Source organism: Pseudomonas gebzensis (assembly GCF_034427815.1).
Classification (GTDB): Bacteria; Pseudomonadota; Gammaproteobacteria; order Pseudomonadales; family Pseudomonadaceae; genus Aquipseudomonas.
The window spans coordinates 56,468-77,595 of record NZ_JAXQNS010000009.1 but is presented as its reverse complement, the minus strand read 5'-3'; the positions used below and the strand labels follow the sequence as shown (position 1 = coordinate 77,595).

The 21,128-nt window shown below is 66.6% G+C and carries 19 protein-coding genes; 6 read left to right on the top strand and 13 right to left on the bottom strand.

Translation table 11 applies throughout. The annotated features are described in order from the left end of the window. Window positions 1-19: 19 nt before the first annotated feature. The 7 genes from SJI00_RS17090 to cbiE all read right to left on the bottom strand — a co-directional run bounded on the left by SJI00_RS17090 (window position 20) and on the right by cbiE (window position 5,718). On the bottom strand, window positions 20-502 hold the full coding sequence (locus SJI00_RS17090; protein ID WP_322462882.1) for a copper chaperone PCu(A)C: 483 nt from the start codon (window positions 500-502) through the stop codon (window positions 20-22). 46 nt (window positions 503-548) lie between these two features. After that, complete coding sequence (locus SJI00_RS17085) at window positions 549-935, bottom strand: DUF2946 domain-containing protein (protein WP_322462881.1); 387 nt, start codon at window positions 933-935, stop codon at window positions 549-551. Between the two features lie 132 nt (window positions 936-1,067). After that, window positions 1,068-1,919 (bottom strand): SPFH domain-containing protein, encoded by an 852-nt coding sequence (locus tag SJI00_RS17080; RefSeq protein WP_322462880.1) that lies wholly within the window; start codon window positions 1,917-1,919, stop codon window positions 1,068-1,070. A 26-nt stretch (window positions 1,920-1,945) separates the two neighbouring features. Continuing rightward, window positions 1,946-2,383, bottom strand: a complete 438-nt coding sequence (locus SJI00_RS17075; RefSeq protein ID WP_322463026.1) for an NfeD family protein — start codon at window positions 2,381-2,383, stop codon at window positions 1,946-1,948. Between the two features lie 103 nt (window positions 2,384-2,486). Then, the gene (locus SJI00_RS17070) at window positions 2,487-3,206 is read right to left on the bottom strand and encodes a cobalt-precorrin-6A reductase (RefSeq protein WP_322462879.1); all 720 of its coding nucleotides are present in this window, start codon (window positions 3,204-3,206) and stop codon (window positions 2,487-2,489) included. A gap of 213 nt (window positions 3,207-3,419) precedes the next feature. Next, window positions 3,420-4,514 carry a cobalt-precorrin-5B (C(1))-methyltransferase gene (locus SJI00_RS17065; protein ID WP_322462878.1) on the bottom strand — a complete coding sequence of 365 codons (1,095 nt, stop codon included), beginning with the start codon at window positions 4,512-4,514 and terminating at the stop codon, window positions 3,420-3,422. Next, window positions 4,507-5,718, bottom strand: a complete 1,212-nt coding sequence (gene cbiE, locus SJI00_RS17060; RefSeq protein ID WP_322462877.1) for a precorrin-6y C5,15-methyltransferase (decarboxylating) subunit CbiE — start codon at window positions 5,716-5,718, stop codon at window positions 4,507-4,509. Before cbiE ends, SJI00_RS17065 begins: the two co-directional genes overlap by 8 nt. Window positions 5,719-5,849: 131 nt before the next feature. Here cbiE and cobG point away from each other — a divergent pair, with 131 nt between their 5' ends. From cobG to SJI00_RS17030, 6 genes are all read left to right on the top strand, one after another. Further along, the gene (cobG, locus tag SJI00_RS17055; protein WP_322462876.1) at window positions 5,850-7,181 is read left to right on the top strand and encodes a precorrin-3B synthase; all 1,332 of its coding nucleotides are present in this window, start codon (window positions 5,850-5,852) and stop codon (window positions 7,179-7,181) included. After that, the gene (locus SJI00_RS17050) at window positions 7,174-7,800 is read left to right on the top strand and encodes a precorrin-8X methylmutase (protein ID WP_322462875.1); all 627 of its coding nucleotides are present in this window, start codon (window positions 7,174-7,176) and stop codon (window positions 7,798-7,800) included. Before cobG ends, SJI00_RS17050 begins: the two co-directional genes overlap by 8 nt. Beyond that, window positions 7,800-8,531, top strand: coding sequence for a precorrin-2 C(20)-methyltransferase (locus SJI00_RS17045; RefSeq protein ID WP_322462874.1), 732 nt, complete (start codon window positions 7,800-7,802; stop codon window positions 8,529-8,531). The genes SJI00_RS17050 and SJI00_RS17045 overlap by 1 nt, the downstream gene beginning before the upstream one ends. Next, complete coding sequence (gene cobJ, locus SJI00_RS17040) at window positions 8,519-10,222, top strand: precorrin-3B C(17)-methyltransferase (RefSeq protein WP_322462873.1); 1,704 nt, start codon at window positions 8,519-8,521, stop codon at window positions 10,220-10,222. The genes SJI00_RS17045 and cobJ overlap by 13 nt, the downstream gene beginning before the upstream one ends. A gap of 94 nt (window positions 10,223-10,316) precedes the next feature. After that, window positions 10,317-11,021, top strand: a complete 705-nt coding sequence (locus SJI00_RS17035) for a hypothetical protein (protein ID WP_322462872.1) — start codon at window positions 10,317-10,319, stop codon at window positions 11,019-11,021. A 97-nt stretch (window positions 11,022-11,118) separates the two neighbouring features. Beyond that, on the top strand, window positions 11,119-11,760 hold the full coding sequence (locus SJI00_RS17030) for a hypothetical protein (protein WP_322462871.1): 642 nt from the start codon (window positions 11,119-11,121) through the stop codon (window positions 11,758-11,760). A gap of 113 nt (window positions 11,761-11,873) precedes the next feature. On the opposite strand, the gene SJI00_RS17025 is transcribed toward SJI00_RS17030, so the two are convergent. The 6 genes from SJI00_RS17025 to SJI00_RS17000 all read right to left on the bottom strand — a co-directional run bounded on the left by SJI00_RS17025 (window position 11,874) and on the right by SJI00_RS17000 (window position 20,988). Continuing rightward, the gene (locus tag SJI00_RS17025) at window positions 11,874-14,636 is read right to left on the bottom strand and encodes a response regulator (RefSeq protein ID WP_322462870.1); all 2,763 of its coding nucleotides are present in this window, start codon (window positions 14,634-14,636) and stop codon (window positions 11,874-11,876) included. A gap of 136 nt (window positions 14,637-14,772) precedes the next feature. Continuing rightward, window positions 14,773-16,068 (bottom strand): phosphoribosylamine--glycine ligase, encoded by a 1,296-nt coding sequence (purD, locus tag SJI00_RS17020; protein ID WP_322462869.1) that lies wholly within the window; start codon window positions 16,066-16,068, stop codon window positions 14,773-14,775. Between the two features lie 188 nt (window positions 16,069-16,256). After that, on the bottom strand, window positions 16,257-17,864 hold the full coding sequence (gene purH / locus SJI00_RS17015; protein WP_322462868.1) for a bifunctional phosphoribosylaminoimidazolecarboxamide formyltransferase/IMP cyclohydrolase: 1,608 nt from the start codon (window positions 17,862-17,864) through the stop codon (window positions 16,257-16,259). 79 nt (window positions 17,865-17,943) lie between these two features. Then, entirely contained in the window at window positions 17,944-18,264 is a 321-nt protein-coding gene (fis, locus tag SJI00_RS17010) for a DNA-binding transcriptional regulator Fis (RefSeq protein ID WP_029614158.1), read from the bottom strand. Next, complete coding sequence (dusB, locus tag SJI00_RS17005) at window positions 18,261-19,277, bottom strand: tRNA dihydrouridine synthase DusB (protein ID WP_322462867.1); 1,017 nt, start codon at window positions 19,275-19,277, stop codon at window positions 18,261-18,263. Before dusB ends, fis begins: the two co-directional genes overlap by 4 nt. Before the next feature lie 364 nt (window positions 19,278-19,641). Beyond that, entirely contained in the window at window positions 19,642-20,988 is a 1,347-nt protein-coding gene (locus SJI00_RS17000) for a DUF3426 domain-containing protein (protein WP_322462866.1), read from the bottom strand. Between the last annotated feature and the right edge of the window lie 140 nt (window positions 20,989-21,128).

Here is a 21,128-nt window from a genome sequence, read left to right as displayed (position 1 = left end):
GAGGTGCGCGATTGAGCGATCAGTGGGCGTGCTGGTGATCCGATTGTCCGGCAGGCGCCTGCTGCTGCACGGCCACTTGCACGGTCACGTCACCGGCGCGCTCGAAGTGCAGGGTCAACGGGAAGCGCTTGCCGTCGGTGAGCAGGCTGCGGTCCTGCGGTTGCAGGATCATTACGTGGTAGGCGCTGGGGGCGAAGGCCACGTCCTTGCCGGCGGGCACCGCCACGCTGTCGACCCGCTGCATCTGCATGGCGCCGTTGGCGGTTTTCACATGCTCGTGCAACTGCGCATCGCTGCTGATCGGCGTGTCGACCGACAGCAGCCGGTCATCGACCGCGCCGTTGTTGTGCACGATGAAGTAGGCGGCGACGTTCGGTGCATTGGGCGGCAGCGCCAGCGACCAGGGGTGGGCGATGTGCAGGTCGCCTGCGCTGTATTCATGGGCAGTGGCGAAGGCAGCGGGCAGCAGCAGGGCGGCCGCGACGAGGGCTTGCTTGAGCATGGTGACTCTCCGATCGGTTGAGGTTCAGGCAGACAGCGCTGGGAACTCAGGCGAGCGGGGAAGCACGAGGGTTGGTGCCGGGCCATTGCTGGCGCGGTGTGGGCAGGTAGACGGGGTGTTCATCGACCAGGCCGATGACCCGCTGCGCCGGGCTGCGCAGGTGCGGCGGCTGACCACCGAAAGCCAGTACCGGTGCGGCGCCCGAGCAGCACCAGCAGTGCTGCATGGCGGCGTGGTCGTCGCCCTGCGGGCCAAGGTCGATCTTGGCCAGCTGTTGCACGTCGACCAGCGCCTTGCCACCGCTGGAACAGAATGCACCCCACAGCAGCTGCTCGGCCGAACCCTTGGGCGCAGCGCCGGACAGCGGCATGGCCAGCATATTGAACAGCACTGCGAGGCAGGCGATCCAGGCGATGTGGCGAGGTGGGGGCATGGAGAGATCCGGTCAGGAATCAGGGGCGTATTGTACGGCGCAGTATAAGGAAATATTGCAGGGTGCGGTGATGTGCCGCAGACCACACGCTTCACCGCGCCGTGAACGCCCAGCCCATTCGGCGAAGCGCTGTCAGACCTTGCGGCCCATCAGCCCGCGCACAGTTTCCTGCAGGTCTGCCGGCAGCACCACGATCTTGGCGTTATCGCTGGCGGCCAAGGTTTCCATCGCGTCGATGTAGCGTTCGCCCAGCAGATACATGGCCGGCGTGGTTTCGCTGCCGACGGCTTCGCGCACCAGGGTGATGGAGCGCGCGGAGGCCTCGGCGAGACTGATCTGCGCCTCGGCGTCCAGCCTGGCGGCCTGCAAGCGCGCTTCGGCTTCGAGCACTGCCGCCTGCTTGGCACCTTCGGCGCGGGTCACGTCGGCTTTACGCTCACGCTCGGCGGCCGCCTGGCGCTCCATCGCCACCTGCATGTTAGGGGAGGGCTTGATGTCCTGAATTTCCACCGAGCGCACGGTTACACCCCAGTCCTCGGTCTGTTCGGACATCGCTTCGCGCAGGCGTGCCTTGATCTGTTCGCGGCTGGAGAGCGCTTCATCGAGGTCCATCGCACCCACGATGGCGCGCAGCGAGGTCATGGTCAGGCTGGTGACGGCGTAGGTGAAGTCCTGCACGCCATAAGACGCCTTCTGCGGATCCACCACCTTGGCGAAACACAGGGCGTTGGCAACGATGACGGCGTTGTCGCGGGTGATGATTTCCTGCTGCTGCACATCGAGAATGATGTCTTTGGTCGGCAGCTTGTAGGCCACCACGTCCATATACGGGATGAGCAGGTTCAGGCCGGGCTTGAGCGTGCTGTGGTAGCGGCCCAGGCGCTCGACGATCCATTCCTCGCCCTGAGGCACGATGCGCACTCCTTTGAACACGGTGACGAGCAGGAAAAGGGCCAGGGTGGCGATGACGATCAGACTGGTCATGGTTACAGCGTCCTTTTAGGGTGTAATCAGGCCCGCACGATGCGGGCGACGTTGCCTTCGATGGCGGTCAGGCGCACACGCTCGCCTGCAGGGATGTCGGTGTCGGCGATACAGACCCATTCCTCGTTGCCGAGGATCGGCTTCTGGAAACGCACGCGGCCCTTCTGGAACTCCGAAACGGCAAGGGTGAGCAAGCCGACTTCGCCGATCACGCTGTCGGCAGTCCAGCGTACGTCGGGCTTCTTGCGGCGAAAGACCTTGAACCAGAGGGCGATGATGATCGATGAAAACAGCAGCCATAGCAGCCCCTGGCCGTCGAGCTGTAGCGAGGGGGCGAGCAGTGCGATCGGGGCGACCAGTACGGCGCCGATGCCGAACCAGAGAATGAAAAAGGTTGGCAGGACCAGTTCGAGCAGGATCAGGGCAACGCCAAAGACGAGCCAGATCCACCACTGCATTTCCATATGAGCGACCTTGCGAGAAAGGAGCGCGAAGCTTACGGCAGGCGAGGGGTCGTCGGCCATTGGCGAAATGCGTCGAAACGCTGCTGTGGGTCGCCAAGGCCAATCATGACCCCAGCGCCGCCAGCAGCGCGTCGACCTGGACAAACTCACGGTCCGCCACCGGCAATGTCGGACGCTTGAGCACCAGCACCGGAATACCGCGTTCACGCGCCACCTCGAGCTTGGGCTCGGTCGCGACGCTGCCGCTGTTCTTGCTCACCAGCACATCGATGTGCCGGCGCTCGAACAGCGCCCGCTCGCTGTCCAGGGAAAAGGGCCCGCGGGCACCGATCACCTCGCAGCGCGCATTGCCGGGGTAGCTCAGCAGCGCGCGCAGGGTCCAGCACTGTCCGGGCGGGATCTCGTCGAGATGCAGCAAGGGTTCGCGGCCCAAGGTGAACAGCGGTCGCTCGAACGGTGCCAGGGCAGTGACAAGGTCGGGCCAGCCCTCGAAGTCGCGCCAGTCGTCCCCCGCCTGCGGCTGCCAGGCCGGCCGGCGCAACGCCCAGCAGGGAATGCCGGCAGCGCGCGCGGCGGCTGCCGCGTTGTGGCTGATGCGTGCGGCATAGGGGTGGGTAGCGTCGATCACCAGGCTGATGCCGGCCTGCAGCAGATACTCCGCCAGCCCGTCAGCCCCGCCGTAGCCGCCGACGCGTACCTGGCACGTGAGGTCATCGGGCACCCGGCCAATGCCGGCCAGGCTGTAGACGTGCGCCGGGCCGAGGCGACGGGCGATGGCCAACGCTTCGGTCACGCCGCCCAGTAACAAAATACGTGGGTTCATGCGCGCTCCGTTGTGCGGGCAATGCCGTGCTGACGGTGGATGAGAGGGAGGCTCGGCGCGATCAGCGCCGACGCTTCGCTGGCCTGCAAACGACGCGGCTTCATGCGACCTCCGCGCTGCTGGCGATGCCCTGCTTGCGCGGGCGGACAGCCAGGTTCGGCGACGCTGGCGGCATCCCTTTGCAGACCCCGCCCCGCAGCAAGACGCATTGGCTCATACCACCCCCGCCGTACCCACCACACCGCCCTGGCGATCGATGGCGAACACTTCGACCTGCACCTGCGCCGGCACCACGCTGCGGGCAAAGGCCAGCGCATGCGCGCACACCGCATCACCCAGTCTGACCCCGCTGGCATGCGCCAGAGCCAGGGCCTGCTGGCTGGTGTTGGCGGCGACGATGGCCTGTTGCAGGTCCAGGTCGGCGCCCACTGTGGCGGCCCAGTCGGCCAGTTGCGGCAGGTCGATGCTGGAGTGACGGCTGTGCAGGTCCATGTGCCCGGCCGCCAGTTTGCTGATCTTGCCGAAGCCGCCGCACAGGGTCAGGCGCGCCATGGGCACCTTGCGCAAGTGCTTGAGCACGGCGCCGACGAAGTCGCCCATCTCGATCAGGGCGATTTCCGGCAGGCCATAGACGCGGCGCATGGTTTCCTCGCTGGCGTTGCCGGTGCAGGCGGCGATGTGCGTGTAGCCATTGCTGTGCGCCACGTCGATGCCCTGATGGATGGAGGCGATGTAGGCCGCGCAGGAAAACGGCCGGACGATACCGCTGGTGCCCAGGATCGACAGGCCGCCGAGGATGCCCAGGCGTGGGTTCATGGTTTTCAGCGCCAGTTGCGCGCCATCGCGCACGTTGACGGTGACCTCGAAGCCACCACCAAAACCGTGCTCCAGTGCCAGCTGTTCAAGGTGCTCGCTGATCATCCGTCGTGGCACCGGATTGATCGCAGGCTCGCCCACCGCCAGCACCAGCCCGGGGCGGGTCACCGTGCCGACGCCTTCACCGGCGACGAAGCGGATACCCGGCGCCTCGAGCAGGCGCACCTGGCTGTAGAGCAGGGCGCCGTGGGTCACGTCCGGATCATCGCCGGCGTCCTTGAGGGTCCCGGCCTCGGCACCGCCCGCCAGCGGGCGGCAGAATTCCAGACGCATCTGCACCACCTTGCCCTTGGGCAGGGTGATGTGTACGGCATCGCTGCGGTGGCCGGTCAGCAGCAGGCGCGCCGCGGCCAGGCTGGTGGCGGTGGCGCAGCTGCCGGTGGTCAGGCCACTGCGCAGGGGGGCGGGCTGTTCGCGGGTTTCTTCACGCATCGAGGGGCTTGATTGCCTCAAGCAGGGTGATCGGTAGCGCCTGGCGCCAGGTGTCGAAATGGCCCAAGGGCTGGGCATGGGCGACGTGCAGGCGCGTCAGCTCGCCGCCATGCCCTTGGCGAAAGTGCGCCAGGGCCAGTTCGCTCTGCAGTGTCACCGCGTTGGCCACCAGCCGTCCGCCAGGACGCAGCGCCGACCAGCAGCGCGCCAGCACCCCGTCGCGGGTCACGCCGCCGCCGATGAACACCGCATCGGGCCTTTCCAGACCGTCCAGCGCGTCAGGCGCTGTGCCACGCACCAGGTTCAGGCCGGGCACACCCAAGGCCTCGCGGTTGAACTCGATGAAGCCCTGGCGCCCCTCATCGGCCTCGACTGCCAGGGCCCGGCAGCTGGGGTGGGCGCGCATCCATTCGATGCCGATCGAGCCGCACCCGGCGCCGACGTCCCAGAGCAGTTCGCCAGGGCGCGGCGCCAGGCGGGCGAGGGTGATGGCACGGATGTCGCGCTTGGTCAGCTGGCCGTCGTGGCGAAACGCCTGATCGGGCAGCCCGGCCAACGGCGATAACAGCGTCGCCTGTGGCCCGGCCAGGCATTCGATGGCCAGCAGATTCAACGGCGCCTGTGGACCATGCGCCCAGTCATCGGCGTGGCCGGCCACATGGCGCTCCTCTGGCCCGCCGAGGTGTTCGAAGACGTGCAACCGGCTCGGGCCAAAACCACGCTCACGCAACAGCGCCGCCACGGCCGCAGGGCTGTCGCCGTCGTTGCTCAGCACCAGCAGGCGCATGCCGCTGTACAGGTGCGCGTTGATCGCAGCCAAGGGCCGCGCGACCACCGACACCACCTGCACCTCCTGCAACGGCCAGCCCAACCGCGCGGCGGCCAGGGCGCAGGAGGAGGGCATCGACAGCACCTGCAACTCGGCAGCCGGCACCTGGCGCGCGAGGCTGGCGCCCACGCCATAGAACATCGGGTCACCACTGGCCAGTACGCACACCGGTTCGCCACGCCGGGCCAGCACCGGGGCCAGGGAAAACGGGCTTGGCCATGGCGCCTGGGTGCCGGTCACGCAGCGCGGCAGCAGCGCCAGTTGCCGCGGGCTGCCGAAAATCTGCCGGGCGCCGAGCAGCGCGCGACGGGCCTGTTTGCCCAGGCCGCTGAAGCCGTCTTCGCCAATGCCCACTACTGTCAGCCAGGGTGTCATGTGTTCCTCTGATGTGCGCGCGCCGTGCACGGCTGAACGGTTCAGCCACGGCCCTCGACCACCGGCTTTTCATGCCGCCGGACAAAGCAGGCATAATACCGCGCCTTCTACACTGAAGCGCTCTCTGACGATTGCCGGATACCCCCTTGAAGCAGGCCCCGCCCCTCGACATTTCGCCACGCCCATCGGCTTGCCCGGGCCTGTGGCGCATCGTTGCCGCCCGTGATGGCGGCATCTGCCGGATCAAGCTGCCCGGCGGCGTGCTCTCGGCTGCCCAGGCCGAAGCCGTGGCCGATGCGGCCGAGCGCTTTGCCGGCGGGGTGATCGAGGCGACCAACCGCGCCAACCTGCAGATCCGCGGCATTGGCGCCGAGCACCCGGCGCTGATCCAGCACCTGCTCGACGCCGGCCTCGGCCCACGGCATGCGGCCGGGGACGATGTGCGCAACCTGATGCTCAGCCCGCTGGCCGGCCTCGATCCGCAGCGGGTGGTCGATACCCGCGCGCTGGCCGCGCAGATCCTGGCGATGCTCGAAGGCACTCCGGCGTTTCATCGGCTGTCGGCCAAATTCGCCGTGCAACTGGACGGCGGCGAGGCGCTGAGCATGCTCGACCACCCCCATGACCTGTGGCTGTCGGCGCGGCTGCTGGAGGGTGAGCCATGGCTGGTCTTCGGCCTGGCCGCAGCGCCGGGCGCGGGGCAGGCGCTGGGCGCGGTGCGCTATGAAAACGGCCTGGCGCTGGTGCGCGAAGTGCTCGAACGCTTCCTGGCGCTGGCCCGCGCTGATCAATCGCGCATGCGCCACGTGCTGGACACGCTGCCGGTGGACACCTTCCTGCAAGGGCTCAAGCTCGATATCCGCCGCGATCCCGGCGCACTGGCCTGGCGCCGCAGCCCTGCCCGGGCACACTGGCTGGGCGTGTTGCCACAGTCCAGCGGCAGCGCGCTGGGCGCCGCCCCGCCACTGGGCCGGCTGACCCCGACGATGCTGCGCGGCGCAGCACGCATTGCCTGCGAACACGGCGATGGCAGCCTGCGCCTGAGCCCCTGGCAGAGCCTGGTCCTGCCCAGCATCACGGCCGTGCAGCAGCCCGCTGCGCTGGCCGAACTGGCCGCGCTGGGCCTGCTCTGCAATGCCGCCGAGCCCCTGGCCCGGCTGAGCGCCTGCACCGGTGCCAGCGGCTGCGCCAAGGGCCTGGCCGAGACCAAGGCCGATGCCGTCGCACTCGCCGCGCGGCTCGGCGCGGGTGCCCCGGCCAGCGTGCACCTGACCGGCTGCCCGCGTTCGTGCGCCATGGCCCACGTGGCGCCAGTTACCCTGCTGGCCCGCGCCCCGGGCCGCTATGACCTCTATCTGCGTGATCCGCGCGTGCCGGGCTTCGGCAGCCTGCGCGGGTCCGACCTCACCTTGAACGATGCAGGCGCCATGCTCGCCCTGCCGACGGAGCCGCTCGATGATTGACTACATTCGCGATGGTCAGGAGATCTATCGCAATTCCTTCCGCATCATCCGCGAGGAAGCGCGCCTGGAGCGCATTCCTGCCGACCTGGAAAAACTCGCCGTGCGGGTTATCCACGCCTGCGGCATGGTCGAGGCCATCGACGGCCTGCAGTTCTCCGAAGGCGCCGGCCGTGCCGGGCGCGAGGCCCTGCTGGGCGGCGCGCCGATCCTCTGCGATGCGCACATGGTGGCCGAAGGCATCACCCGCGCCCGGCTGCCGGCGAACAACGCGGTGATCTGCACGTTGCGCGATCCGCGTGTACCAGGCATGGCCAAGGCCGCCGGCAACACCCGCTCGGCGCTGGCGCTGGAGTTCTGGCGTGAGCACCTGGAAGGCGCCGTGGTGGTGATCGGCAACGCGCCGACTGCGTTGTTCTATCTGCTGGAAATGATCGATGCCGGCGCGCCGAAACCTGCGCTGATTCTCGGCTTTCCGGTGGGCTTCGTCGGGGCCGCCGAATCCAAGGCCATGCTCGCGGCCGACAGCCGTGGGGTGCCGTTCGTGATCATGCAAGGCCGTCTGGGCGGCAGCGCCATGGCTGCGGCCGCCGTCAACGCCCTGGCCACGGAGGTGGAGTGATGCAGCCGCGTGGACGCTTGCTGGGCCTGGGCGTGGGCCCGGGTGATCCAGAACTGATCACCGTCAAGGCCCTGCGCCTGCTGCGTGAAGCCCCGGTGGTGGCGTACTTCGTTGCCAAGGGCAAGCGCGGCAACGCCTTCGGCATCATCGAGGGGCACTTGCAGGCCGCGCAAACACTCCTGCCGCTGGTCTACCCGGTGACCACCGAAGCGCTGCCGGCGCCGCTGTCGTACGAGCAGATCATCAGCGATTTCTACGACGAAGCCGGCGCGCAAGTGGCCGCGCACCTGGATGCCGGGCGCGATGTGGCGGTGATCTGCGAAGGTGACCCGTTCTTCTACGGCTCTTACATGTACCTGCACGACCGCCTGGCCGAACGTTACCCGGCCGAGGTGATTCCGGGCGTGTGCTCGATGCTTGGCGGCGCCTCGGTGCTGGGCGCCCCCCTGGTGTACCGCAACCAGAGCCTGTCGGTGCTCTCCGGTGTGCTGCCGGCCGAGGCGCTCAAGCGGCGCCTGGCCGATGCCGATGCGGCGGTGATCATGAAACTGGGGCGCAACCTGCCCAAAGTCCGTGAGGTGCTGGTCGAGCTGGGCCTGGACGGGCGAGCGCTGTATGTGGAACGCGCGACCATGGCCAACCAGCGCATCGTGCCGCTGGCCGAGGTCGACCCACAGTCTTCACCGTATTTCTCGCTGATCATCGTGCCGGGGGAAAAATGGCAGGGTTGAACCTCAAGGCAGCGGCCATCGTCGTGCTGAGCCCTGGCAGCCTGGCCACCGCGCGGCGGATGCAGGCCTGTTATCCACAGGCGCTGATCCATGGCTTGCGCGGTCGCGTGGAGGGGGTCGATGTGCTGTATGAGGCCTTCGGCGAGCACCTGCGTGACCTCTATCAGCAGCAAACGCCGATTCTGGCGCTGTGCGCTGCCGGCATCGTGATCCGCAGCCTGGCCAGCGTGCTGGGTGGAAAAGAGGCCGAGCCACCGGTGCTGGCCCTGGCCGAAGACGGCAGTGCCGTGGTGCCGCTGCTGGGCGGGCTCAGTGGGGTCAACCGCATCGCTCGGGAACTGGCGGCGCACCTGCAGGTGAAGCCTGCGATCACCACCAGCGGTGAGCTGCGCTTCGGCACCTGCCTGCTCAACCCGCCGGCGGGCTATGTGCTGGCCGATCTGGAGCAGGGCAAGCGCTTTGTGTCCGACCTGCTCGCCGGCGAGCAACTGCGCATCGAAGGCCAGGCGCCCTGGCTGGACCGCGGTCAGTTGCCGTGCAGTGAACACGGCCAGCGCACTCTTCACGTCGGCTGGCAGCAACGGCCTGCGCGCCGCGACGAACTGCAGCTGCACAGCCGCTGCGTGCTGGTGGCGGTGCAGGCCGCCGGTCCTGAACTTGCCGAGCAGGTGCGCGAGGTGTTGCACGCTGCCGGTGTGGCTGAACCTGCCCTGGCCTGCCTGCTGGCGGCCGAAGAAGCGATGGCCGAGCCGGCCTTGCACGCCGCCGCCAGGGCCTTGAATGTGCCGCTGCGGTTTGCCCCGGCGTTGAGCGGCCTTGCCCCGATGGTGGCTGCGGTGATGCCCGAGGCGTCCTGCCAGGTCCACGGCGACATGGCCGTGGCGATTGCGCCTTCGCCGTTGCAGGTCGAGCGGCTCGGCCAGCGCCGTGGCCGCCTGTCGGTGGTCGGCCTGGGCCCGGGGGCTAGCGAGTTGATGGTGCCAGCCGTGAAAACCGCCCTGGCCAACGCCCAGGACGTGCTCGGCTACGAAACCTATGTGCGCATGGCCGGCCCGTTTCGCGAGGAGCAACGCCTGCATTGCACCGACAACCGCGAAGAACTGCAGCGTGCGCGGCATGCCTTCGAGCTGGCCGCCCAGGGGCGTTCGGTGGTGGTGGTGTCGTCCGGTGACCCGGGCGTGTTCGCCATGGCGGCGGCGGTGCTGGAGGCCTTGCACGCATCGGCTGAGCCGAGCTGGCACTGCGTCGAGCTGGAAATCCTGCCCGGAGTGTCGGCGTCATTGGCCACGGCGGCCTGGGCTGGTGCGCCGCTGGGGCATGATTTCTGCGTGATGTCGCTGTCGGACAACCTCAAGCCCTGGTCGATCATCGAGACCCGCCTCGACCTCGCCGCCCGGGCCGACCTGGTGCTGGCGTTCTACAACCCGATTTCCAAGTCTCGCCCGTACCAGTTGGGCCGGGCACTGGAGGTGGTGCGTCGGCACCGTGACGCGCAGACCCCGGTGGTGCTGGGGCGTGATGTCGGGCGCCCGGGTGCGACCTTGAACGTCGTGAGCCTGGGCGAGCTGCAACCGCACATGGTCGACATGCGCACCATGGTGCTGGTCGGTTCGTCGACCACCTGCACCTTCCCCCGCGCCGACGGCAGCCAATGGGTCTATACCCCGCGCTGGTACCCAGGGCACGGCTGACGGCAGGGAAACGCTTCGCGCCGCCATCGATACCTGAGCCTCCCTAGAGTGGGCGCCCCTCCCATACCGGGGGCCCTACTCGAGGTAAGCAGCCATGCAAGACATTTCCAAGACCACCCCTTTGCAGTCCGATTCGGCGGCGTTGATCGACACGGTCGTTGCCACCTTTCGCAGTGGCATGTCGGAGCAGAACCGCCAGCATGCGCAGAACAGCTTTCAGTTTGCAGCGTTGGCTGCAGGCGGCGAATACAGCCGCAAGGACCAGCGCGAAGAATGGTTTGATCGCGTGATCGAAATTCTCGGGGTCACAGGCTGGACGGTGCAGCAGCGCACCTATGAAAAAGAAACGGCTTCCACGACAACCCTGACCGTGGGCTCGGTGGCCCTGCGCGTCTTTGGTGCGGTAGGCCGTGCTGCGTTGGGTGGCCCGATTGGCGATGCACTCGGGGCCCTGGCCCAGCAGGCCTTCGACGGCTTGAAGACGATGACCGACGATGTCGAGGTGTTTCTGGCCAGGAACAAGGACTCGCTCAAGGGGCTGACCGGCATCGTCGGCTGCGTCGAGGTGGATGGCTCGTTGCACATGGTGATCAGTGCGCTCGACACCAAGGCGCCGGACAACCAGTTCGATGTGCTGGGCATCAATGTCCATCTGGAAAGCAGCGAGTACTACAAAGGTACGGCCTGGCTGACCTTCAACAAGGACACCTCTGCCGACGTGCGTGACCACATCACCCGTGAGTTGGGCGATCACGCCCTCAAGAGCGTCCTGAGCATCAAGCTTCCCAAGCGGGCGTAACCCTCCTGCTGCAGGACGTGGTGCGGCGTCTTGCAGTTTCTGCACACACGTTTCACAAGGTTCGCGCAGCGCCGCGGGCGCTGCGACGGAGGTGTACATGGACATTCCAGACGCAGGCATGCTCGGCAACAGCATCGTGTCGTTTTTCCCGGACGTTCCTCAAGCCCAGCGTGAAGCGGTTACGCTGGCGATGCTCATGGCTGAGCACGAGACCAACCTGGCGTTCAAGCAAGGTCACATCTCGGCGTGGCTGGCCTACTACCGCAACAAGCTGAAGTTCTATGGCTGGGATGGCGCCCCGCCCGAGCAGGCGCATTGGCCTGATCCCGAGCGGGGCGAGCGGGTCGACCAGGCGTTGGCCCTGATCGGCAAGACGGCAGGTACGCAACATGTCGAGACCATGCGGGCGGCCTATGCGGGCCTGCGAGATGCGCCGCCGCAGCTGCTGCAGTTCGAGACCGCCGCCCGCGAGCGGCGCAGCTTCAGCCTGCTGCCTTGCGGCCCGGCGCAGGGCGCACGTGTCGATATCGTGGTGTACCGGGAAGCCATGGTTGCAGAAGAGATCACCGCGGGTTTTCTGTTCCATGAACGCCGGCAGTCCAAGGTCGAGGCCGAGCTGGTGCGGTTCAATACGCGCCTGTTCGAGCAGACCTTCCGGGCCAAGGTGGTCAGCGCTCTGGGTACGCTGCAGTTGCGCGAATTGCGCAAGATTCACCTGAAGCCGTCTGCACGAGGGTAGGCGGGGCAGCCTCAGCCGAGCGCCGTGGCCAGGCGCGGTCTGAACCGCCTTGGACAGTTCGTCAGGCGGCTTTGGCCTTGCCTGAGCTTCGCTCAAGCCTGCTCGGGTGGCGGCTATGCGCCCTCGGCAGGCACCACCCGTTGCCCAGCCCAGTGCTGGACCAGCTCGCGCAGTTGCGAGAGCTCCACCGGTTTGGCCATGTGCCCGTCCATGCCCGCCACCCGCGCGCGTTCCTTGTGCTCACTGAGGATATGCGCCGTCAATGCCACCACCGGCGTGCGCGAGCGCTGGTTCGCCGTCTCCCAGGCGCGCAGCTGTTCGGTGGCAGAGAACCCGTCGAGCACTGGCATTTCGCAGTCCATCAGCACCAGGTCGTAGTGCTGCGCTTTCATCGCTCGCAGCGCCTCATCGCCGTTGCTGGCGGTGTCTGGCTCAAGGTTGAGCTTGCCGAGCATGCCGCGGATGACCTTGGTGGAAATACTGTTGTCCTCGGCGACCAGAATGCGGAAGTCACTGGGCAATACCAGTGCGGCACTGGGGCCAGGGAGCGCGGCTTGCCCGGGCTGCTCACGCCCGCGCTGAGCCAGCTCTTCGGCCAGGGTGGTCTTGAGGGTGTAGCCGGCCACCGGCTTGGCGAGGATGCGTTTGATCCCGGCGTTGCGCGCGATGATCTTGCTCGGCGCGTTGCTGATACCGGTCAGCATCACCACCAGAATGTCGTGGTTGAGGCTCGGGTCTTCCTTGATCTTGGTGGCCAGTTGCATGCCGGTCATGCCGGGCATGTTCTGGTCAAGCAGCACCACGTCGAAATAGTCACGCAGGTGCGCCTTGGTGCGCAGCAGGGCCAGGGCTTCCTTGCCGGACGGCACGGCGCTGACGTTCATGCCCCAGGCGGTGCACTGCTGCACCAGCACCTTGCGGCAGGTGTCGTTGTCGTCCACCACCAGCACCCGCGCCTCGCGCAAGGGGCCGTCGAGGTCGGTGGCGGGCTGTTCCAGGCGGGCGGGGTCCAGGGGCAAGGTCAGCCACAGGTTATTGCCCAGCCCGGTGCTGGTCTTGATGCCGAATTCGCCCTGCATCAGGCCGATCAACTGCTTGGCGATGACCAGCCCCAGGTGCCCACCGAGCTTGTTGCTCGACAGGAAGTGATGGCTGTGCAGCTCGGCCTGCAACAGGGCCTCGCGCTCGGCAGGGGCCATCGGCTCGCCGCTGTCCTGCACGGTGATGCGCAGCCGTGGGCGTTCGCCGCGCTGATCGAGCGCCGCGACCAGCAATACCTCGCCCTGCACGGTGTTCCTCAAGGCATTTTCCAGCAGGCTCGAGAGGGCCTGGCGCAGCCGTGTCGGGTCGCCGCTGATGACCTGGGGTACTTGCGGGTGGACGAAGCTGATCAGTTCGATGTTCTGCTGCTCGGCCTTGGCGCGGAAGATGTTCAGGCAGTCTTCGATCAAGGCGGCCAGGTCGAACTGCACGTCGTCGAGTTCGATCTGGCGAGACTCGAGCTTGGAAATGTCGAGAATTTCGTTGATCAGGGTGAGCAGTTCATTGCCGGCGCTGTGGATGGTCTGCACATAGTCGCGCTGCTTGACCGACAGCGGGGTGCCCAGCAGCAGCTCGGTCATGCCCAGCACGCCATTCATGGGGGTGCGGATCTCATGGCTGATCTTGGCCAGGAACTCGGCCTTGGCGTTGATCTCGGCATCACTGGCCGCCAGGGCGCGGCTGGCGCGCACGTTTTCGTCGCTGATGCGCCGCAGCCGTTCGCTGACCGCGAAATTCAGCAGCACGCCGCTGAGGACCGCCAGGCCCAGCAGCAGGCTCAGCAGCCAGGGCGTTGGCGTGCGGGTCAGGCCAAGCAGTGCCGGCAGCACGACCAGGCCGCCCACTGTGAAGATCAGCATGGCCAGGGTGAACGGCCGGGCCGGGGCATAGCCACGGTGCCAGTGGCACGCACCGACCAGCAGCATGGTGCTGCTGCTCATCGCCAGCAGGGCGTAGGTGATCAGGTTCAGTGGCAAGGTGTCGACGAACAGCAACAGCAGCCCGCTGACCCCATTGATGATGATTTCGGCCTGGAGCAACCGGCCCAGGCGCGGGGTGCCGCAAGCGGCGAAGTAGTGTTGGGTGAAATACAGCCCGGTCATGCCGGCCAGCACCAGCGTCAGGTACGCCGCCGGGGTCTGCGCGCCGTGCCACAGCGGCCACCAGGGCCCGCAGAGGTTGAGCAGGATCAGGGCACTGAGCAGCATCAGGGCGTGGTAGAGCCCGAGTGTGAGTGCGGTGATGGAGCGGGTTTTCGCGAAACGCACCAGGTTGTGCAGGATCAGCATCAGCATGGCGCCGATCAACAAGCCGAACAGCAAAGGCAAACGCTGGTCGGACGCCGCCTCGGCAGCGGATTCCAGCGTGATCGCGGGGCGCAACTGGTGGTCCGATACCAGGCGCAGATAGACGTCCAGTGGCCGGTCGCTGGTGGGCAGCGGCAAGACGTGATCACTGCCGCGCACGGCTGGGCTGTTGCCGTCGATCTGCGCGCCATAGTGCCACTGGTGCACCAGCTTGCCGCCATCCAAGGCGTACAGATCAAGTCGGGAAAGGTCAGGTGCGAACAGCCGCAGCACCCGCTGTTGCTCGCCCGGCTCCAATCGGTAGGACAGCCACAGTGCCTGATCGGGAGCGGCAGCGTCGAGCTGTGCGAGGGGTTGCGGCGCGAACTGGGTGAGGTAGCGCGCCGAGCGCACGTCGCTCAGTTCCAGGTTGGCCTGTTCATCGAGCAGCATCGACCAGCCAGCGCCTTCGTTGGCCGCAGCCGGAAGCAGGCAGAGCGAGGTCAGCAGGCTGACGAACAAGACAATGGCAATCCGAAGCCGACGCAAGACGAAATCCCTTCCTAACGGTAATGCCGATTAACCACTATGCGTGGCGCACCCGGTGCTCGGCAAGGCCTGCACGGGACCTGTCGGCGGGCGAACCCCACGCCGTCCGAGGGCTGCGTGGGGTCGCTGCGCAGGCTCAGTCGTGGTGCTCGCCACGTTCGCGAGCGATGGCGCGGTAGCCGATGTCGGTACGGTAGAAGCTTTCATCCCAGCTCACCAGCGCGGCCAGACGATAGGCGTGTTCCTGTGCGTCTGCCACGGTCTTGCCCAGTGCGGTGGCGCACAGCACGCGACCGCCGTTGGCAACGATTTCACCGTCCTTGAGCGCGGTACCGGCGTGGAACACCTTGCCATCGAGCTTGGCCGCAGCGCCCAGGCCACTGATGGCCTGGCCCTTGGCGTAATCGCCCGGATAGCCACCGGCTGCCAGTACCACACCCAGGCTGGGCTGCGGATTCCACTGCGCCTCGACCTTGTCCAGCGCCTTGGCAAATGCAGCTTCGACCAGCAGTACCAGGCTCGATTCCAGGCGCAGCATGATCGGCTGGGTTTCCGGGTCGCCGAAGCGGCAGTTGAATTCGATGACCTTGGGGTTGCCGGCCTTATCGATCATCAAACCGGCATACAGGAAGCCGGTGTAGACGTTGCCTTCCTCGGCCATGCCGCGCACGGTGGGCCAGATCACCTGGTCCATCACGCGCTGGTGAACCTCGGCAGTGACCACCGGCGCAGGCGAGTAGGCGCCCATGCCGCCGGTGTTCGGGCCGGTGTCCTGGTTGCCGACGCGTTTGTGGTCCTGGCTGGTAGCCATCGGCAGCACGTTGTGGCCGTCGACCATGACGATGAAGCTGGCTTCTTCGCCATCGAGGAATTCTTCGATCACCACGCGCGAGCCGGCATCACCGAAGGCGTTGCCAGCGAGCATGTCGCGCACGGCGTCTTCGGCTTCCTGCAGGGTCATGGCGACGATCACGCCTTTGCCCGCCGCCAGGCCGTCGGCCTTGATCACGATCGGCGCGCCTTTTTCCTGCAGGTAGGCCAGCGCCGGCTCGACGTCGGTGAAGTTCTGGTATTCAGCAGTCGGGATGCGGTGGCGGGCCAGGAAGTCCTTGGCGAACGCTTTCGAACCTTCCAGCTGGGCAGCGCCTTGGGTAGGGCCGAAGCATTCCAGGTTGCGGCTGCGGAACAGATCGACCACACCGAGCACCAGCGGCGCTTCCGGGCCGACGATGGTCAGTTGCACATTGTGCTCGGCAAAGTCAGCCAGCTGTTCGATGGCGGTCACGTCGATGGCCACGTTCTCGCACTTGGCCTCCGTCGCCGTACCCGCGTTACCCGGCGCCACGAATACCTTCTCGACGCGCGGGTCCTGCGCCACTTTCCACGCCAGGGCGTGCTCACGCCCACCGCTACCAATGATCAAAACGTTCATGTCAAAACCTCGAATTCTTTCTCAGGCTCAGGGGTTACGTGACCCCACACTGGACGAGGTCGCGATGGAGCAGGTAGATGCAAGGCGGGGCCGGGTTCGCTGAGCGGAGTCGCCTCCTGGCAATGAGCATCAGCGAACCCGGCCCCAACGCAGCAGATGCCTGCTCCAGCGCGGCCGGCCCCTGTAAATCAGTGGCGGAAGTGGCGCATGGAGGTGAAGACCATGGCAATACCGGCTTCATCGGCTGCCGCAATCACTTCAGCGTCGCGCATCGAGCCACCTGGCTGAATCACCGCACGAATGCCGGCCTTGGCCGCATTGTCGATGCCGTCGCGGAACGGGAAGAACGCATCCGACGCCATCACCGAGCCTTCGACCGGCAGGCCGGCGTGTTCCGCCTTGATGGCGGCGATCCGCGCCGAGTTCACGCGGCTCATCTGCCCGGCGCCGACGCCGATGGTCTGGCGGTTCTTGGCGTAGACGATGGCGTTGGACTTGACGAACTTGGCCACTTTCCAGGCGAATACCAGGTCGTGGATTTCCTGTTCGGTCGGTGCGCGCTGGGTCACCACTTTCAGGTCGTCGGCGCTGATCATGCCGGTGTCGCGGCTCTGCACCAGCAGGCCACCGTTGACGCGCTTGAAGTCCCAGCCCAGTGGACGCTCGGCTGGCCACTGGCCGCATTCGAGCAGGCGCACGTTCTGCTTGGCCGCGACCACGTCGCGGGCAGCCTGGGAGATCGAGGGGGCGATGATCACTTCGACGAACTGACGCTCGACGATGGCCTTGGCCGTTTCGCCGTCCAGCTCACGGTTGAAGGCAATGATGCCGCCGAAGGCCGATTCGGTGTCGGTGGCATAGGCCAGCTCGTAGGCCTGACGAATGCCGCCGTCCTCTTGCGGGACCACGGCCACGCCGCACGGGTTGGCGTGCTTGACGATCACGCAGGCCGGCTTGACGAAGCTCTTCACGCACTCCAGCGCGGCGTCGGTGTCGGCCACGTTGTTGAACGACAGTGCCTTGCCTTGCAGCTGAATGGCGGTGGAAATGCTCGCCTCGCCCTTCTTCGCCTCGACATAGAACGCCGCGCTCTGGTGCGGGTTCTCGCCGTAGCGCATTTCCTGGGCCTTGACGAACTGACTGTTGAAGGTACGCGGGAATTGGCTGCGCTCGTCGGTGCCGAGGGTGTCACGGGCCTGGTCGATGGTGCCCAGGTAGTTGGCGATCATGCCGTCGTAGGCGGCGGTGTGCTCGAAGGCCTTGAGCATCAGGTCGAAGCGCTGGGCGTAGGTCAGGCCACCGGCCTTGAGGCCTTGCAGAACGTTGGCGTAGTCACCGGCGTTGACCACGATGGCAACGTCTTTGTGGTTTTTCGCAGCTGAACGGACCATGGTCGGGCCGCCGATGTCGATGTTCTCGATGGCGGTCGGCAGGTCGCAGCCTGGCTTGGCGATGGTGGCTTCGAAAGGGTAGAGATTGACCGCGACCAGGTCGATCGGCTGGATGCCGTGCTCGGCCATGATGGCATCGTCGGTGCCGCGGCGGCCGAGAATACCGCCGTGAATTTTCGGGTGCAGGGTCTTGACCCGGCCATCCATCATTTCGGCAAAGCCGGTGTAGTCGGCCACTTCCACCGCGTTGACGCCGTTGTCCTTGAGCAGCTTGTAGGTGCCGCCGGTGGACAGGATCTCGACCCCGAGCTGCTGCAGCTCACGGGCAAATTCGAGGATCCCGGTCTTGTCGGAGACACTGATCAGGGCGCGGCGAATCGGCAGGCGGGTAGTCTGGTCGGTCATTTCGGATTCCATAACGCGGTGGAGTCAGCAAAAAAGGCGTTCCTGGTCGGGAGCGCCTTTTCAGATTGGGGTTCGGAAATTAGAGCAGGTCGTACTGCTTGAGCTTCTTGCGCAGCGTGCCACGGTTGAGCCCGAGCATTTCACTGGCCTTGGTCTGGTTGCCCTTGACGTGGTTCATCACGCTTTCCAGCAACGGTGCCTCGACCTCCGAGAGCACCAGGTTGTACACATCCGTGACGGTGGCGCCTTCGAGGTGGGCGAAGTAGTTGTGCAGCGCCTTCTCGACGCTGTCGCGAAGGGTCTGGCCTTCTTCGCTCGGCGTGTTCAGGTGCTGTTTCAGGTTGGCGTTGTCGCTCACGGGCGTTGTTCCACTCACTAATGTCTCGGTCATCATCGTCATGCGGCCACCCCTTGTCCGTCCTCTGTCTCAAGGTGCTCTCGACGCGTCTGCTGAAAATACGCGGCAATGTCGTCGTGCTGTGCCTGCGTGTCTTGCAGCGCGTTGAACCGGGCGCGAAATTCCTTGCCGCCGGGTCGTGTCGCCAGGTACCAGCCCACGTGTTTGCGGGCGATGCGTACGCCCATCACCTCCCCATAGAAGGCGTGCAGGGCGCTCAGGTGCTCCAGCAGGATGCGTTCCACTTCGTCCAGCGCCGGTACCGGCAGGTGCTCGCCGGTGTCCAGGTAGTGCGCGATCTCGCGAAAGATCCACGGTCGTCCTTGGGCGGCCCGGCCAATCAGCAGGCCGCTGGCGCCAGTGGCCTGCAGCACGTCGCGGGCCTTTTCGGGCGAGGTGATGTCGCCATTGGCAAACACCGGAATCGACACCGCCTGACAGATTGCCGCGATGGTGTCGTACTCGGCGTCGCCGGTGTACAGGTCGGCCCGTGTGCGGCCATGCACCGCCAGGGCCTGGATGCCCGCCTGTTCCGCGATCTTCGCCACGTTCAGGCCGTTCTTGTTCGCCCGGTCCCAGCCGGTACGAATCTTCAGCGTGACCGGCACATCCACCGCACCGACCACGGCGTTGAGGATGTCCTCGACCAGCGCCTCATCTCTCAATAAAGCAGAGCCGGCAGCCTTGTTGCAGACTTTTTTTGCCGGGCAACCCATGTTGATGTCGATGATCTGCGCGCCGGCCTCGACGTTGGCCCGGGCCGCCGCCGCCAGCATCTGCGCGTCGCCACCGGCGATCTGTACCGAGCGCGGCTCGGGATCGCCTTCATGGATGCGGCGCAGACGCGACTTGCGGCTGTTCCACAGGCTCAGGTCGCTGGTGACCATCTCCGACACCACCATGCCCGCGCCCAGGCGTTGGCAAAGCGTACGGAAAGGCTGGTCGGTGACCCCGGCCATTGGCGCAAGGATCAGGTTGTTCTTCAGTGTGTATGGGCCGATGCGTACCGCCGACATAGGTGTTCCCTGTTGTGGGGCCGAATCATTGGAGTTCGAAAAAGGGTGGGCATGATACCCGCTCTCGGTGACTGGATAAAGATAGAGTTGGATAAAATCTGAGCAGTTTTCGGGGGCTGTGCGCGGTCGGGCAGGGTGGGCGAGCGGCACGCGCTCGCGGATTCGGCCGGGTCGCGCGCGGCAGGCTGCCCCTGGCAGGCCTCAAGACAGAAGCGGCTGCGCTTTTACCGGGGGCCTGTCGCCGAACGCTTGCCGCTTGGCCTGGCGCCCGTCAGGCGCGGGTGCGCAGGGGCAGCGGCCCTTGCGCCTGACCGGACAGCGAACCGCTCGCCCAGGCGCGGCGTGGCGCACCGGCACTGACCGTTCAATCCGGCGAACGGAAGCTCAGGCTGTAGTTCACCGCCTTTGGCCCCGGATCGAGGATGTCCAGGGCGATGTGGATCGGTGTCTGGCTGGGCATGTCGCCGCGCCCGGCCAGTTCGCCCGACAGGTACTCGCTGGGCTTGAAGCGGCGGCTGGCGATCAACTGGCCGTTGAGGTCGGCAAAGCGCAGCTCGAGCTGAGGGAACGGTTGGCTGAACGGGGCGCGGTTGTAGATGATCGCATCGACGATCAGCGCGCCCTTGAAGTCTGGGTGGCTGCGCACCACCAGGTTGCTGCTCTTGATGCGCTGGATGTCGACGCGGGTCGGCACCGTGCAGCCCAGCATCGGGCAGAGCTGCTGGAACAGTGGCCGGTAGCGGTCTTGCCGGGCCATTTCGTCGAAGTGATAGGCCACGTACTGGAAACCCAGCACGCCCAGGGCCAGCAGGCAGGCCAGCGCCCACAACAGACGCCGTCCCCAGCGTGGGGCTGGGCGTTCCCAGCCCAGTTGCAGCGGGTCGTCGAGCACATCGATCAACGGCTCTTTGCGTGCTGCGCGAGTGGTGCGCGGGCCGAGGCTCGGTTCCAGGCGCTCGTCGGGCTGTAGGTCGCTGTCGTGCAGCGAGTCGTCGTCATCCTGCGCCGACAGGCGCTCGCGCAATGGCGCATCGTCCAACGCGTTGAGGCCGCCGAGGGCGGGCGCGTCATCGTCGTGCACGGCCTGGCCCAGGCGCGGTTCGTGGGCCGCAGCGGCGGCGGCGGTGTCAAAGCGCAACGTGGGTTCGCTGCGCAGGTCTTCATCTTGCGTCTGCACCTGTTCCGGCTCGACCAACGTAGGCACGGGTGCGAACGGCACCGGGGGTTCCTCGACATGGCCGCGGTCGGCGGTGCCGAAGGGCTCGTGAGTGCCATCGTCCACACTGTGATCGTCGCGCCGGGCGTGCAGCGGCGAGCGCTGATCGGACGTGCCCGCAGGGGCGGGCGCGTGGCGCCGTTCCAGGCTGGCCAGGGCCTGGTCGAGGTCCAGGGCCTCCAGCGCCGAGGTGGTGGCCTCCCAATCGGCCTGGGTCGACGCGGCAGGCCCGACCACCACGGGCGGCAGGGTGGGCTGAGGCGCGCTGGTGGACGCGGCGATCACGGCGGTCGCAGCACCGTCAGACGCTTCAGGGCCTGGCCCCTGCGGCTCGGCGCTGGTGGCCTGGCTCTGTTCCAGCAGTTGTCGAGCGGCGCTGAACACCTGCAGGCACTGGCCGCAACGCACCACGCCACGGGCCACGCTCAGCTGATGATGCGTGATGCGAAAGCGCGTCTGGCAATGCGGGCACTGGGTGACGAAACTGTCGGTCATGCGGCGGTCCGTGGGAGTGGGGCGAAAAGTGAGTCTAGGCGGTGCGAGACCCTAAGCGGGGTCGGCGCGTGATCTGCCTGAGGATTCTCTGCCGTGCATCGCAGTCGGTCAGTGCCATTGGGCCTGAGCACCCGGGCATC

Coding starts and splice junctions, on each gene's coding strand:
- SJI00_RS17090 (WP_322462882.1), bottom strand. CDS start 502: ATGCTCAAGCAAGCCCTCGTCGCGGCCGCCCTGCTGCTGCCCGCTGCC.
- SJI00_RS17085 (WP_322462881.1), bottom strand. CDS start 935: ATGCCCCCACCTCGCCACATCGCCTGGATCGCCTGCCTCGCAGTGCTG.
- SJI00_RS17080 (WP_322462880.1), bottom strand. CDS start 1,919: ATGACCAGTCTGATCGTCATCGCCACCCTGGCCCTTTTCCTGCTCGTC.
- SJI00_RS17075 (WP_322463026.1), bottom strand. CDS start 2,383: ATGGAAATGCAGTGGTGGATCTGGCTCGTCTTTGGCGTTGCCCTGATC.
- SJI00_RS17070 (WP_322462879.1), bottom strand. CDS start 3,206: ATGAACCCACGTATTTTGTTACTGGGCGGCGTGACCGAAGCGTTGGCC.
- SJI00_RS17065 (WP_322462878.1), bottom strand. CDS start 4,514: ATGCGTGAAGAAACCCGCGAACAGCCCGCCCCCCTGCGCAGTGGCCTG.
- cbiE (WP_322462877.1), bottom strand. CDS start 5,718: ATGACACCCTGGCTGACAGTAGTGGGCATTGGCGAAGACGGCTTCAGC.
- SJI00_RS17050 (WP_322462875.1), top strand. CDS start 7,174: ATGATTGACTACATTCGCGATGGTCAGGAGATCTATCGCAATTCCTTC.
- SJI00_RS17045 (WP_322462874.1), top strand. CDS start 7,800: ATGCAGCCGCGTGGACGCTTGCTGGGCCTGGGCGTGGGCCCGGGTGAT.
- cobJ (WP_322462873.1), top strand. CDS start 8,519: ATGGCAGGGTTGAACCTCAAGGCAGCGGCCATCGTCGTGCTGAGCCCT.
- SJI00_RS17035 (WP_322462872.1), top strand. CDS start 10,317: ATGCAAGACATTTCCAAGACCACCCCTTTGCAGTCCGATTCGGCGGCG.
- SJI00_RS17030 (WP_322462871.1), top strand. CDS start 11,119: ATGGACATTCCAGACGCAGGCATGCTCGGCAACAGCATCGTGTCGTTT.
- purD (WP_322462869.1), bottom strand. CDS start 16,068: ATGAACGTTTTGATCATTGGTAGCGGTGGGCGTGAGCACGCCCTGGCG.
- purH (WP_322462868.1), bottom strand. CDS start 17,864: ATGACCGACCAGACTACCCGCCTGCCGATTCGCCGCGCCCTGATCAGT.
- fis (WP_029614158.1), bottom strand. CDS start 18,264: ATGACGATGATGACCGAGACATTAGTGAGTGGAACAACGCCCGTGAGC.
- dusB (WP_322462867.1), bottom strand. CDS start 19,277: ATGTCGGCGGTACGCATCGGCCCATACACACTGAAGAACAACCTGATC.
- SJI00_RS17000 (WP_322462866.1), bottom strand. CDS start 20,988: ATGACCGACAGTTTCGTCACCCAGTGCCCGCATTGCCAGACGCGCTTT.